The sequence below is a fragment of the Paenirhodobacter hankyongi genome, assembly GCF_003664585.1.
Lineage (GTDB): Bacteria > Pseudomonadota > Alphaproteobacteria > Rhodobacterales > Rhodobacteraceae > Rhodobacter > Rhodobacter hankyongi.
Genome location: NZ_RCHI01000005.1, coordinates 261493 through 274263 on the forward strand (window position 1 = coordinate 261493; position 12771 = coordinate 274263).

At 67.2% G+C, this 12771-nt stretch carries 14 protein-coding genes; 1 reads left to right on the forward strand and 13 read right to left on the reverse strand.

Annotated elements, in window-relative coordinates:
- Window positions 1-18: 18 nt before the first annotated feature.
- The 5 genes from DYS74_RS07660 to DYS74_RS07680 all read right to left on the reverse strand — a co-directional run bounded on the left by DYS74_RS07660 (window position 19) and on the right by DYS74_RS07680 (window position 4877).
- A complete protein-coding gene (locus DYS74_RS07660) occupies window positions 19-387 on the reverse strand; it encodes an Mth938-like domain-containing protein (protein ID WP_121532488.1) in 369 nt (122 codons plus the stop codon).
- Complete coding sequence (gene secF, locus DYS74_RS07665) at window positions 374-1357, reverse strand: protein translocase subunit SecF (RefSeq protein WP_121532490.1); 984 nt, start codon at window positions 1355-1357, stop codon at window positions 374-376. The genes DYS74_RS07660 and secF overlap by 14 nt, the downstream gene beginning before the upstream one ends.
- 12 nt (window positions 1358-1369) lie before the next feature.
- Entirely contained in the window at window positions 1370-3034 is a 1665-nt protein-coding gene (secD, locus tag DYS74_RS07670; RefSeq protein WP_121532492.1) for a protein translocase subunit SecD, read from the reverse strand.
- A 14-nt stretch (window positions 3035-3048) separates the two neighbouring features.
- Entirely contained in the window at window positions 3049-3390 is a 342-nt protein-coding gene (gene yajC / locus DYS74_RS07675; protein ID WP_121532494.1) for a preprotein translocase subunit YajC, read from the reverse strand.
- 323 nt (window positions 3391-3713) lie between these two features.
- Window positions 3714-4877, reverse strand: coding sequence for a M20 aminoacylase family protein (locus DYS74_RS07680; protein ID WP_121532496.1), 1164 nt, complete (start codon window positions 4875-4877; stop codon window positions 3714-3716).
- A gap of 83 nt (window positions 4878-4960) precedes the next feature.
- On the opposite strand from DYS74_RS07680, the gene mazG reads away from it, so the two are divergent.
- On the forward strand, window positions 4961-5773 hold the full coding sequence (gene mazG / locus DYS74_RS07685; protein ID WP_394342946.1) for a nucleoside triphosphate pyrophosphohydrolase: 813 nt from the start codon (window positions 4961-4963) through the stop codon (window positions 5771-5773).
- A gap of 58 nt (window positions 5774-5831) precedes the next feature.
- Here mazG and DYS74_RS07690 read toward each other — a convergent pair whose 3' ends face one another.
- From DYS74_RS07690 to DYS74_RS07720, 8 genes are all read right to left on the reverse strand, one after another.
- Entirely contained in the window at window positions 5832-6647 is an 816-nt protein-coding gene (locus DYS74_RS07690) for a sulfite exporter TauE/SafE family protein (protein WP_121532500.1), read from the reverse strand.
- 23 nt (window positions 6648-6670) lie between these two features.
- Window positions 6671-7675 (reverse strand): tRNA dihydrouridine(20/20a) synthase DusA, encoded by a 1005-nt coding sequence (gene dusA, locus DYS74_RS07695; protein ID WP_121532502.1) that lies wholly within the window; start codon window positions 7673-7675, stop codon window positions 6671-6673.
- 338 nt (window positions 7676-8013) lie between these two features.
- Complete coding sequence (locus DYS74_RS19135; protein WP_394342945.1) at window positions 8014-8190, reverse strand: integrase core domain-containing protein; 177 nt, start codon at window positions 8188-8190, stop codon at window positions 8014-8016.
- Between the two features lie 138 nt (window positions 8191-8328).
- Window positions 8329-8985 carry a hypothetical protein gene (locus DYS74_RS07700; RefSeq protein WP_220668831.1) on the reverse strand — a complete coding sequence of 219 codons (657 nt, stop codon included), beginning with the start codon at window positions 8983-8985 and terminating at the stop codon, window positions 8329-8331.
- Entirely contained in the window at window positions 8949-9377 is a 429-nt protein-coding gene (locus tag DYS74_RS18925; protein WP_245965226.1) for a hypothetical protein, read from the reverse strand. The genes DYS74_RS07700 and DYS74_RS18925 overlap by 37 nt, the downstream gene beginning before the upstream one ends.
- 25 nt (window positions 9378-9402) lie before the next feature.
- A complete protein-coding gene (locus tag DYS74_RS07710) occupies window positions 9403-10389 on the reverse strand; it encodes a 2Fe-2S iron-sulfur cluster-binding protein (protein ID WP_121532504.1) in 987 nt (328 codons plus the stop codon).
- A complete protein-coding gene (locus DYS74_RS07715; protein ID WP_220668832.1) occupies window positions 10386-11474 on the reverse strand; it encodes a hypothetical protein in 1089 nt (362 codons plus the stop codon). The genes DYS74_RS07710 and DYS74_RS07715 overlap by 4 nt, the downstream gene beginning before the upstream one ends.
- 426 nt (window positions 11475-11900) lie before the next feature.
- Window positions 11901-12659: an IclR family transcriptional regulator domain-containing protein gene (locus tag DYS74_RS07720; protein ID WP_121532506.1), complete on the reverse strand. Its 759-nt coding sequence runs from the start codon at window positions 12657-12659 to the stop codon at window positions 11901-11903.
- Between the last annotated feature and the right edge of the window lie 112 nt (window positions 12660-12771).

Below are 12771 nucleotides of genomic sequence, written 5' to 3' on the forward strand. Positions count from 1 at the left end.
GGCCGGGCCGGGAAAGCGTCACGGCGTCTCCCCCGGCATCGGCAGCAGCGCGGCGGCAACGCGCCGCCCCTCGCTCAGCAGCACGTTGTAGGTGCGCGCGGCAGACGGCGTGGACATGCCCTCGCACATCACCCCGGCCGCCTCGAGCACGGCAACGAAGGGTTTCGGCAGATAGGCGATCTGCGCTCCGGTGCCGACGAACAGCACGTCGACCTGCCCCGCAAGCGCCTCGAGCGGTGCGAGGTCGTCATAGCCGCCCCAGGGGCCCGCCGCCTCGGCCCGCACCAGCAACCCGCCGCGATGCACCACCCCCGCGACCCGGAAGAACCCCGGGCCATAGGAATCGACCGGCAGCGAGGCGCCGAATTCGGCCTCAGTGATCGGCATTCGCCGCTCCCTCGGTGAAGAACTTGTCCGACGGATCGCCCGGTTTCTTGTTCCGGTCGAGACCGATGAACAGAACGATGTTCTTCGCCACATAGACCGAGGAATAGGTGCCGACCACAACGCCCCAGGTCATCGCCAGGACGAAGTTGCGGATCACGTCGCCGCCCAGCACGATCAGCGAGATCAGCGAGATCAGCGTCGTGCCCGAGGTCATCACGGTGCGCGACAGAGTTTCGTTGACCGAGATGTTCATCACGTCCTTGAGCGGCATCGTCTTGTACTTGACCAGGTTCTCGCGCAGTCGGTCGAACACCACGACGGTGTCGTTGATCGAATAGCCGAGGATGGTCAGCAGTGCGGCGATGATCGTCAGGTCGAACTTCAGCTGGAACAGCGCGAAAAGTCCGACGGTGAGCACCACATCATGCACGAGCGACGCGAGCGCACCGATCGAGTATTGCCACTCGAAGCGCACCCAGACATAGACGACGATTGCACCGGCGGCAGCCAGAACCGACCAGACCGCGGTCCAGATCAGCTCGCCCGAGACCTTCGGCCCGACGGATTCGGTCGAGATGAAGCGCACCTCCGGGTCGGCGGTCTTCAGCGCGGCCTCGATCGTGCCGATCTGCTCGGGGGTGATCGCCTGGGTGTCGCCCTGGGCCTGGATGCGGATCATCGCCACGTGCTGATCGGCGCGGAAGCTCGGATCGAAGACCTCGGTGATCGAGACATCGCCGAGGTCGAGCGTCGAGAGCGCCTGGCGATAGCTCGCGACGTCGATCACCTGTGTCGATTCGGTGCGGATCGTGGTGCCGCCGCGGAAGTCGATGCCGAAGTTCAGCCCCATCACGATCGGCAGGATGATCGAGATGATGACCGCGGCCACCGAGGCGCCGAAGGTCAGCCACTGGTGCTTGAAGAAATCGAAGCTGGTGTGTTCAGGAACGAGTTTGAGCCGGAATGCCATGACGTTCCCTCCTTAAAGCTCGATCGTCTTCGGCCGGCGCCGGTCGTACCAGGCGCTCACCATCAGACGGGTGACATAGATGGCGGTGAAGACCGAGGTGAGGATGCCGATGATCAGCGTCACGGCAAAGCCGCGCACCGGGCCCGCGCCGAGGACGAACAGGATCACGCCAGTGATGAAGGTGGTCACGTTCGCGTCGACGATCGCCGACATCGCCTTCTCGAAGCCAAGCTCGATCGCCCGCGCCGCCCCCTTGGCCGTCCGCAGCTCCTCGCGGATGCGCTCGAAGATCAGCACGTTGGCGTCGACCGCGGTGCCCATGGTCAGCACGATGCCGGCAATGCCGGGAAGGGTCAGCGTCGAACCGATCATCGACATGACGCCGAAGATGAGGCCGATGTTGATCATCAGCGCGATCGAGGCGAAGAGCCCGAAGAGCCCATAGGACGCGATCATCACCGCCACGACGGCGACGAACCCCACAGCCGCAGCCATCCGGCCGCCGGCAATCGAATCGGCACCAAGCTCCGGCCCGATCGTGCGTTCCTCGAGGAAGGTCATGCCGGCCGGCAGCGCGCCCGCCCGCAGCAGAAGTGCAAGATCGGTCGCCTCCTGCGAGGAGAAACGGCCGGTGATGATGCCCGAACCTCCGGCGATATGGCTCTGGATCACCGGTGCCGAAATCACCTTGCCGTCCAGCACGATGGCGAAGGGCTCGCCGATGTGGTTCTGGGTGAAGTCGCCGAAGGCGCGCGCGCCGGTCGGGTTGAAGCGGAAGCCGACGGCGGGGTAGCCGTTCTGGTCGGTTTCAGGGCGGGCATCGGTCAGCTCGTCGCCCGAGACCACCGGCACCTGGTCGAGGATGTAATAGATCCCCTGAGTGTTGGCGTCGGGCAGGATCACGTTGCCCGAGCCCGCGGGCTGGTCGGGGTTCGAGCTGCGGCCGACGACCTGGTGGAAGGTCAGCTTCGCGGTGGTGCCGATCAGCGATTTCAGCTCGGCGGCCGAGCCGATGCCGGGCACCTCGATCAGGATCCGGTCCGAGCCCTGGCGCATGATCGTCGGCTCGCGCGTGCCGGCGGCGTCGACGCGGCGGCGCACGATCTCGAGCGACTGCTGCATCGTGCGGTCATCGGTCGCGGCCTGTTCGGCCTCGCTCAGCCGGATGGTGATCGTGTCGCCCTGCCCGGTCACCTCGATGTCGCTTTGCCCGACGCCGGTCAGGGTGACGACCGGGGTGGCGAGCGCCTTGACCGCCGCAACGGCCGCCGCGATCTGGTCGGCATTGCCGATCTGGATGCGCAGCTCGCCGTCCGGCGAGGCGACGCGGCGGATCGAGCCGATGGTGGTGCGTTCGCCCGAAAGCGCCTTGCGCGCCTCGGGCCAGAGCGCATCCATCCGCGCCTTGTAGACCTCGGAGAGATGGACCTCGGCCAGCAGATGCGCGCCACCGCGCAGGTCGAGCCCGAGGTTGACGAGCCCCGAGGGCAGCCAATCGGGCCAGGCGGCCTTTGCCGCCGCCTGCTCGTCACTCAGCGCACCGCTGCGCTCGAGCGTGCGCAGGGCGTCATTGTGCCCCTCGACACGATTGTAGAAAAGGTTCGGCGCCGCCATGCCCAGCCCGATCACGCACAGGCCGATGATGACGACACGCTTCCAGAGCGGGATCTGCAGCATGACGGCGAAGGTCCTTATTCGGCGCTGGCGGCCGGTTCGGTCTTGGTGAGCACCTGGGTCACGGTCGCCTTGACGACGCGCACCTTGACGCCCGGCGCGATCTCGACCTCGAGCTCGCCATCCTCGCGCACATGGGTGACCTTGCCGATGATGCCGCCCTGGGTGACGACCTGGTCACCGCGACGCAGCGCCTCGACCATCGAGCGGTGTTCCTTCACCTTCTTCTGCTGCGGACGGATCAGCAGGAAATACATGATCACGAAGATCAGGACGAGCGGCAGGAACTGGCCGAAGGCGGCAATGCCCGACGGGGCGGCGCCACCGGCGGCCTGGGCGAAGGCGGGGGAGATGAACATGGTGTGGTCCTTTCGTTCGGGCCTTGGGCACAGCTTGCGCGCGCCCGGTTTTCGGCGCGCACCCTAGCCGCCGCCCCCCGCAATGGCAAGGCGCGACGGTCCGTTCCGGCGCCCGCTCACGGTCACGTCAGAGCGGAGAGTTGGGGCGGCAGAAAGGGGGCGCTGCCCCCTCGGCGCATACCGCGCCTCACCCCCGAGGTATTTTTGCCAAGATGAAAGCAGGGGGCGGGTTTTCGCCCCGGGGCTTTCTCCTTGCCGAAAATACCTCGGGGTGAATTTGCGCGTCAGCGCAAAGAGGGGCAGCGCCCCTCCCTGCCCCGGTTTCAGCCGACCGGCAGGGCGCGTTCGACGAGGCGCGCGAAGAAGCTCGCGCCGATCGGCGCCGCCGCGTCGTTGAAGTCATAGGCGGGGTGGTGCAGCCCCGCCCCGGGCCCGGTGCCGAGGAAGAGATAGGCGCCCGGTCGCGCGGCGAGCATATAGGCGAAATCCTCCGCCCCCATGTCGCGCTCGGCCTCGGCCTCGACGGCGGCCGCGCCCGAGACCTCGGCCGCGACATCGGCGGCGAAGCGCGCCTTCTCGGCATCGTTCACCGTCGGCGGATAGCCGCGTTCATAGGTGATCTCGGCGCGCACGCCATAGGCCTCGGCCTGACCCGCGACAATGGCGCGGAAGCGGTCCTCGAGCAGGTCACGCACGGCGGGCGAGAAGGAGCGGATCGTCGCCGCGAACCAGCCGCTTTCGGGGATGATGTTGTTCGCCGTGCCGACGTGGATCTCGGTCACCGAGACCACCGCCTGTTCGAGCGCGGCGACATTGCGGCTGACGATCGTCTGCAGCGCGCCGACCATGCCGGCGATGGCGACGACCGGATCGGCGCAGACCTGCGGCGTCGCGCCATGGCCGCCGCGGCCGGTGACAGTGACCCAGGCGGTATCGACCGCCGCCATCAGCGGTCCGGGCGTGGTCTGGAAATGGCCGAGCGGCAGGTTCGGTGCGTTGTGGATGCCATAGATCTGGGTGATGCCGAAGCGCTCCATCACGCCCTCGCGCACCATCACCTCGCCGCCGCCGCCCTCTTCCTCGGCGGGCTGGAAGAGCAGCACGACCGAGCCCGCGAAATTGCGCGTCTCGCTGAGGTAGCGCGCCGCGCCCAGAAGCATCGTGGTGTGCCCGTCATGGCCGCAGGCGTGCATCCGGCCGGGGTGTTCGGAGGCATAGTCCTTGCCGGTGATCTCCTCGATCGGCAGCGCGTCCATGTCGGCGCGCAGCCCGATCGCCGGCCCGGCCATGCGGCCGCGGATCACTGCGACGATGCCCGAGCGCGCCACGCCCTCGTGGATCTCGTCGACGCCGAAGCTGCGCAGCTTCGCCGCGACGAAGGCCGAGGTCTTGGGCAGGTCGAATTCGAGCTCGGGGTGGCGGTGCAGCCAGTGCCGCCACTCGGCCATCTCCTGGGCAAGGGCGGCGATGCGGTTGATGACGGGCATGGTGGACTCTGATCTCCGGGAAGGGATACTGACCTAGATGATCCTTTCAGGAGGCAAGGGCAATGGCGAAACCGGATGATCCGATGCTGTTCGACGAGGCGGGCGATGCGGGCGCACAGATGCGCCGGCTGGCGGCGATCATGGACTGCCTGCGCGACCCGGAAACCGGCTGCCCCTGGGATCTCGAACAGGATTTCGCCTCGATCGTGCCCTATACCATCGAGGAGGCGCATGAGGTCGCCGATGCGATCGAGCGTGGCGCGTGGGACGAGCTGGAAAGCGAGCTGGGCGACCTTGCGTTGCAGGTCGTGTTCCACGCCCGGATGGCGGCCGAGAAGGAGCTGTTCGACCTCGCGGGCGTCTTGCGTGCGATCAACGCCAAGATGATCTCGCGCCATCCGCATGTCTTCGGCGACGAGAGCCGCGACAAGTCGGCGGCCGAGCAGACCGTCGACTGGGAGAAGATCAAGGCCGCCGAACGCGCGGGCCGGGCCGAGCGGGGCGTTCTGGACGGCGTGGCGCTTGGCCTGCCGGCGCTGAGCCGGGCGCTGAAACTGCAGAACCGGGCGGCGCGGGTGGGATTCGACTGGCCCTCGACCGCCGAGGTGATCGACAAGATCGCCGAGGAGGCGCGCGAGCTGAACGAGGCGCGCGACAGCCTCGGTCCCGAGGAGATCGCCGAGGAATATGGCGATCTGCTCTTCGTGATGGTGAACCTCGGCCGGCATCTGGGGCTTGACCCCGAGGCCTGTCTGCGCGCCGCGAACGGGAAATTCACCCGTCGGTTCAACTATATCGAGGACGAACTGAAAGCGCGCGGCAAGGCCCCGGCGGAGAGTGATCTGGCCGAGATGGATGCGCTTTGGAATGCGGCGAAGGCGCAAGGCGTGAAGTGAGGCGTGGGGCTCTGCCCCACACCCCGGAGGATTTTTCACCAGGAAAAAGCCAGCGGGCTCAGAACAGCGCCTTGCGCAGCATGTTCAGCGCGACGAGCATCAGGAAGCCCGCGAAGACGCGCTTGAGCTTCTTCGGGTCGAGGCGGTGCGCGAGCGCCGCGCCCCAGGGGGCGGTGATCATCGTCATTGCGATCACCACGAAGAAGGCCGGCACGTTGATCGCGCCGATCGTATAGGGCGGCGCATCGGGCACGCGGGTGAACAGGAAGGCGACCGCCGAGGGCGCGGCGATGGTCACGCCAAAGCCTGCCGCCGTCGCCACCGCGCGGTGAATGGGCACCCCGTGCAGGGTCAGCATCGGCGTGCCGATCGAGCCGCCGCCGATGCCAAGGAGCACCGAGGCGAAGCCCATCAGCGGCCCGAACCAGGCGCGGAAGATCCCGCCCGGCAGGTGGTCCGAGAGCCGCCAGCTTGCCTTGCCGAAGGCCATGTAGCAGGCGATGCAGAAGACCAGCACGCCGAAGATCAGCTGCAGCGTCTGCGTGCGCAGCTGCGCGACGACCAGGACGCCCGCGACCGCGCCGATGGCGATCGGCGGCGCCCATTGCTTCAGGATCACCCAGTCGACCGCGCCGCGGCGGTTGTGCGCCAGCACCGAGCGGATCGAGGTGATGATGATCGTGGCGAGCGAGGTCGCGACGCAGACCTGCATCAGGTTGTCCGACCCGTAGCCAAGCCCGGCGAAGAGGTAGTAGAAGGCCGGCACCAGAACGATGCCGCCGCCGACGCCGAGAAGCCCGGCAAGGATGCCGGCGAGGGCGCCGACCGCCAGCAGGATCAGCAGCAGCGGCAAAAGCGTGTCGAGATGGGTCATGCGGTCCTCCTGCGCCCCCGGGCCTATGCGGGTCGCGCCACTTCTGCCAGAGCCGCCTCGTAAAGCGCAAGCCCCGCGCCCTCGCGCGTCGCGCCTTCCGACAGCACCCGGCGCCAGCCGCGCGCCCCCGGCCGGCCGTGGAACAGGCCCAGCATGTGGCGGGTGATCTGATGCAGCCGCCCGCCTGAGGCGAGGTGCTGCGCGATATAGGGTTTCATCGCCTCGGCCACGGCGAAGGGATCGGCGGGCGCCCCTTCGCCCCAGATCGCGGCATCGGCACCGCCCAGGACCTCCATCGGCTGGTGATAGGCGGCGCGGCCGATCATCACCCCGTCCATTCCGGCGGCGAGCTGAGCCTCGGCCTCGGCCAGCGTGGCGATGCCGCCGTTGATCGACAGGTGCAGATCCGGGAATTCCGCCTTCATCGCATGGACGAGCGGATAGTCGAGCGGCGGGATCTCGCGGTTGTCCTTCGGGCTCAGCCCCTGCAGCCAGGCCTTGCGGGCGTGGATGGTGAAGCGGCGCACGCCGGCCGCCGACACCTGGCGCAGGAAGTCGGGCAGCACCTCTTCGGGCACCTGATCGTCGACGCCGATGCGGCATTTCACCGTGACCTCGACCGGGCTCGCGGCGATCATCGCGTTCGCGCAGCGCGCGACCAGATCGGGGGTCTTCATCAGCACCGCCCCGAAGGCGCCCGACTGCACGCGGTCGGAGGGGCAGCCGCAATTGAGGTTGATCTCGTCATAGCCCCAGTCCGCGGCGATGCGGGTGGCCTCGGCCAGCTCAGCCGGGTCCGAGCCGCCGAGCTGCAGCGCGACCGGATGCTCCGCGGGCGAGAAGTCGAGCAGCTGCGCGCGTTTGCCATGCACCACCGCGGGGGCGGTCACCATCTCTGTGTAAAGGAGCGCGTGGCGCGAGATCTGGCGGTGAAAGACACGGCAGTGCCGGTCCGTCCAGTCCATCATGGGCGCGACAGATAGCCGGCAACTTCCGTAAGTGCTTTGCTTTTCGGAATATTTTTTCATTTTCGCAGTCATACGCACTTACTCATTTTTGGCTTATTTTGGCCTGTTTCTGCCTTTTCTTCATCGAGTATGACGCAGAGTCATACGGATTCGCATGGCGTCTTACATGGCAACGATAGTTGGATAGTTGGACGGACCAGAAAGGACGGCTCGACCGTCTATTTAGCGCAGATTGTACGCAGGGGCCACGGGTTCCAAGAGTCTCGCTCTTTCGACAAGGAGAAGACCGCGAAGGCTCGGGCCAAGAAGCGCGAGGCCGAGATTGACGCAATGATAGCAGAAGGTTTGAAGCCCAGGACCACCAAAACCCTGTAATGACCCGGCGGTATCTGCTCAGGTTAAGCCGCTAATCTGAATGCCTCAGCCGGCGTGCGCATGGCAAGGGCCTGATGAGGGCGGCGGTGATTGTAGAAGCTGATCCAGTCGGCGATGACGCGGGTCGCGTGCTGGATGCTTTTGAAGCGGTGCCGGTGAATGCATTGCTCCTTGAGCGTTCGGATGACGCGCTCGACCATGCCGTTTTGTTGCGGGCAATGCGGGGTGATGAACTCCTGTTTCAGGCCATAGCTGCGGACCAGGGCGGTGAAGTGGCGGCTTGTGAAGAATGAGCCATCGCGGCGCCACGGGTCAGAGCCCGATGGCGAATGCCATTATCAGACCTCAGCAAGAATTCTCGATCGACCCGGCCAAGCGTTCCGAACCGGCTGGTCAGGGCGTGCTCGAGCGCGGCGCTGGCGGTCGTGGCCTTGCCCGAACGTGACAGATGCCAGCCCAAGAGTTCGCGCGTGTGGCAATCGATCAGCGAGGAGGATCAGGAAACGGTCCGGGGGACCGTTTCCCCGACGAACGCCAGGGAAGCCCAGCCGTCCTTGCCGGTCCAGACCCGCGCCAGATCCGTTGACCAGCGCTCGTTCGGCGCCGTGGCGACGGAGGGCACGGCGTCGATGCGGGGCCGCATGCCCACAGCACGCTTGCGGACCTGCCAGCCCTTGAGCTGGAGTGAGGCATCGAACGCCATCGGTTCGAGAGAGATGCTGAACCCTCTGGACCGTGTTCTTGTTGAACCCCGGGAGCCACGCGACGGTGCGATAGCCGAAGGAGGGCTCGGCCTCGAGCATCGCCTTGATCGGCTCGGCGACGCGCGGATCGGCCTTCGGCGCCGCCTTGACCGGCGTGTAATAGACTGTCCGCCGCGGCACGCCGAACCAGGTGCAGAGCTTGGCGATCGACACCGTGACGCCCTCGGCCAGCAGGCCCTGATGGAGCGTCCGGATCAATTGTTCGGGGCGGTGCTCGGACCAATGGCGCACTCGCCCCTCACTCCATCCCGCTCCATGAGGGCCTGCAGCTTTTTTCGCGCACGCAGCTCCAGCATCGCTTCGCCGTAGGCTTCCTGCAAATCCTTGAGCTGCTTTTCGTATTGCTCGCGAATGTCGAGATGGTTGGCGCGCAGGGAGTTCTCCATGCCGCGCTTCGCATCCTCGACCCAGCCCTCGATGTCGAGCGCGAAGCCGATGCCCGGCGCGCCGAAGGGGGCGGCCTGCCGCGTCACCCCGGGCAGCGCCGTGATCGCCGCGGGGAGCGCGTCGTGCAGGCTTGCGTCGCAGGTCTGATCGAGCTGCGGACAGGGCCATTTCGGCGCGAACCGCGGCCGCTCGCCGCGGCGATACGCCAGCCGGCGCAGCCCCGGCGCGATCGCCACGCCCGCGGCGGGCCGGGGCCTGCCCTCAACCGAAACTGTCATAATGGACCCGGGTGATCGGCACCCCGGCCTCCTTCAGCTGCGCTTTCACGGCATTGACCATGACCGGCGGCCCGGCGACGTAAAACTCGACCGCGGCCGGGTCGAACTCCATCGCGGCGATCGCCTCGGGGGCGCGACCAGTCAGCGCCGCCCTGCCCTCCGGATCCTCCTCGAGCACCGGGTGGTAGCGCGCGCCGGGGATCTGGTTCACCGCCGCGGCAAGTTCGTCGCCCGCGGCGAGGTCTGCGGCGCGGCGCGCGCAATAGATCACATCGACCGGGGCCTCGAAATCCACCCCCTCCTGCGCCGCCTGCCGCGCGAGCGCGAGGATCGGCGAGATGCCCGTCCCGCCGGCGACGAAGATCTTGCGCCCCGGCCGCGGCTTCAGCGTGCAATTCCCGAAGGGCGCCTCGATCGTGAGGCTTGTCCCCGGCGTCATCGCGGCGAGCGCGGTCGATCCCGCCCCGCCGGCGTAGCGTTTCGAGATGATCTGCAGATGCGTGCCATCGGGCAGGTTGCACATCGAATAGGCCCGGCGCAGCCCCGGCGCGAGATGCAGGATCGCATATTGCCCGGGCAGGAAATCGGCGCCCCCCTCGGGGCGGAAGGTGAAGCGGCGGATCTCGGGGGCGAGTTCCTCGACGCCGATCAGTTCCGCGCGCTGCTCGCGCGAGGGCAGCGCCAGCGGCGGGGCGGCGGCGGGCGAAAGGCGGATCGTCACATCGGAGCGCGCCATCGATTGGCAGGCGAGGATGCGGTGGCTGCGCGCGTCGCGCGGGCTGATCGCGGGGGCATTGGCGAACATCAGCTCGGTCTCGCCCGCGACGAGCGTCACCTTGCAGCTGCCGCAGCTGCCCCAGCCGCATTCATGCGGCAGCGCCACACCGGCGCGGCGCGCCGCCTGCAGCAGTGTTTCTCCGGCCTGGGCCTCGAAACGCGGGCCGTCCTCGATCGTGACGGTGAAGCTCATGGCCTGTCCTCGGGATGGGACCGGCGGCGCGGGGCCGCCGGTTCGGCGCTCAGAGATCGCAAGACGCGATGAAATCGGCCTGCGCGGCGAGGGTGCGGGCCGCGATCGCCGCGGCGCTGTCGGCGCCCGGCGCGCGCGACAGCCCCTCGGCGATGCCGCGCACCGCCTTTTCGCCCAGGGGCTGCCAGCGCGCGGCGAGATCGCGCAGAAGGCCGGCGTTCGATGCCGCCTTGCTCGAGCGGCGTGTAGTAATCCATCGAGAAGCCGGTGAGCAGGCCGAAGATCCGCCACGAGCGCCAGAACATCTGGTCGACAAGCTTCTGCGCCTCTTTCGCGCGGCCGTTCTCGACCATGATCTTGAGCGTGGGTTCGCCCTGCTGCGAATGGCGCGCCTCGTCGGTCTGGATCGAGGAGATCAGCGCGCCGAACTCGATGTCGCCCACATGCAGCGCATCGGCCGACATGCCGAGGAACTGCAGGTTGGTGAAGCCGGTCTCGAAGGTGAAGGTCAGCTGGATCGCGGTGGAAACCGCGTCATTCGCGGTGAACATGTCGTCGAACAGGCTGCGCGCCGCGATCGCGGCCCATTCGTTGGTGTGGACCGTCTTGTGCGCCCAGTCCATCTGGGGATCCTTGTCGGTCAGGCAATAGGGGAAATAGATCTGCGCCTGGCCGTGGCGGCATTCATCCAGCGTGCCGAAGGAGGCCATGTTGCGCCAGGCCGCCGCCCGGCCGAAGCGCGCCATCCGCGCCTCGCCGATCGAGGCGAGATATTCCGGCACCGGGATCGCGCCGTAATGCGCCTTCACCGCCGACTTCCAGCCCTCGTCGAGCTTGTCGTACATGTTCGAGCGCGCGATCGTCGAGCGGATCGAATAGATCCCCGCGTCCTTGCCCGCCTGGTTGTGGACATATTCGCGATAGGTCAGCTTGTAGGGCTCGTCCCAGCCCCACCATTTCTCGCTCGCGATCCCGAAGCTCTTCGAGAGCGCCTCGGGGAAGGCCTCCTCCTCCGGGACATAGGTGAAAGGCCAGTTCATGTCGCGCGCGGTATCATAGTAATCGTGGCGCTGAAGCTTAGGCATCGAGGATCCTCCCAGTTCGAGCCCTGCCCCCGACTGTGGCCCGCGGCCGACAGTCAGGAAGAAAATCTGCGGGAGGCACCTGTTTCGGTGGAACGATACGGCCCGCCCGGACAGAGTCCGGCCGGTGGAACCCCGACATGGCGCCCGTCCTCCCCTTGGACACCGGCCGGGATTTCCCGCTCTTTTGCTATTTCCGAGAGTCACGTTAGGAAAACCGTCTTTGGTTTTCCTTTAGTCGATGATCGAAATAAAAAGTATTCTGAATCATATAATTGGAAGATACCTGGCAGAGAGCCCCCGATCCCACGATTGCGGTTCTGGCCTTCGCCTGCGCAGCAAAAACGGCGCGCGCCCGTTGCACCGCAGCCTTTCCCGACCCGCCGAACCCCTGCCTGCGGGGCGGCGAGCCGCCGCGGCCGGATGCCGTCAGCTCAGCACGCGGCGCAGCCCGGCCTGCACCCGAAGCAACGCGGGGAGGTAGAGCGTCACCAGATCGGCGGCGCTGCCCTGCACCGCGGCAACGCCGGTGTTGAGCGCGGCGACCACCCGCCCCCGCGCCGAGTAAAGCGGCACCGCGATCGAGCGCAGGCCGGGTTCGACCTCCTGATCGATCAGCGCATAGCCCTCGCGCCGCACCTGGGCCAGGCGCGCCAGGATCTCCTCGGGGTCGGTCAGGCTGAAGGCGGTGCGCGGGCTCAGATCGGAGCGCTCGATCAGCCCGCGCGCCTCGGCCTCGGGCAGCGCGGCCAGCAGCACCCGCCCCATCGAGGTGCAATGCGCCGGCAGCCGCGAGCCGGGCATCAGCCCGATCGACATCACCCGGCGCTGCGCCGCCCGCGCGAGATAGACGATCTCGGTGTCGTCGAGGATCGAGACCGAAGTCGACTGCCCGATCTGATCGCTCAGCTGATCGAGCCAGGGCTGCACCAGTTGCGCCAGCGGCAGCGCGGCCAGCGCCCCCATGCCAAGCCGCAAGACCCGTGGCGTCAGCGTGAAGAACTTGCCGTCATAGTCCGCATAGCCGCCCTCGTGCAGGGTCAGCAGGCAGCGCCGCGCCGTGGCCCGGTCAAGCCCGGTGATCTCGCTCACCTCGCTGATGCTGAGTCGCGGATGCTCCGCCCGGAAGGCCTCGATCACGCTCAATCCCTTGAGCATCGAGGCGATGATGTCTGTCTTGTTCGCCATGCGCACAAGGATTTCCGCAATCCGAACAAAAGTCAACATGCGCACAATAGCGCTTCGCCCGACCGCCTGCCCGTGCCTAGGCTCCGGCAATGCAATCGGAGGAGACCATGGA

Bases quoted from the DNA above. Each gene is read 5' to 3' on its own strand.
- DYS74_RS07660 (WP_121532488.1), bottom strand. From the start codon at position 387: ATGCCGATCACTGAGGCCGAATTCGGCGCCTCGCTGCCGGTCGATTCC.
- secF (WP_121532490.1), bottom strand. From the start codon at position 1,357: ATGGCATTCCGGCTCAAACTCGTTCCTGAACACACCAGCTTCGATTTC.
- secD (WP_121532492.1), bottom strand. From the start codon at position 3,034: ATGCTGCAGATCCCGCTCTGGAAGCGTGTCGTCATCATCGGCCTGTGC.
- yajC (WP_121532494.1), bottom strand. From the start codon at position 3,390: ATGTTCATCTCCCCCGCCTTCGCCCAGGCCGCCGGTGGCGCCGCCCCG.
- DYS74_RS07680 (WP_121532496.1), bottom strand. From the start codon at position 4,877: ATGCCCGTCATCAACCGCATCGCCGCCCTTGCCCAGGAGATGGCCGAG.
- mazG (WP_394342946.1), top strand. From the start codon at position 4,961: ATGCTGTTCGACGAGGCGGGCGATGCGGGCGCACAGATGCGCCGGCTG.
- DYS74_RS07690 (WP_121532500.1), bottom strand. From the start codon at position 6,647: ATGACCCATCTCGACACGCTTTTGCCGCTGCTGCTGATCCTGCTGGCG.
- dusA (WP_121532502.1), bottom strand. From the start codon at position 7,675: ATGAAAAAATATTCCGAAAAGCAAAGCACTTACGGAAGTTGCCGGCTA.
- DYS74_RS19135 (WP_394342945.1), bottom strand. From the start codon at position 8,190: ATGGTCGAGCGCGTCATCCGAACGCTCAAGGAGCAATGCATTCACCGG.
- DYS74_RS07710 (WP_121532504.1), bottom strand. From the start codon at position 10,389: ATGAGCTTCACCGTCACGATCGAGGACGGCCCGCGTTTCGAGGCCCAG.
- DYS74_RS07715 (WP_220668832.1), bottom strand. From the start codon at position 11,474: ATGCCTAAGCTTCAGCGCCACGATTACTATGATACCGCGCGCGACATG.
- DYS74_RS07720 (WP_121532506.1), bottom strand. From the start codon at position 12,659: ATGGCGAACAAGACAGACATCATCGCCTCGATGCTCAAGGGATTGAGC.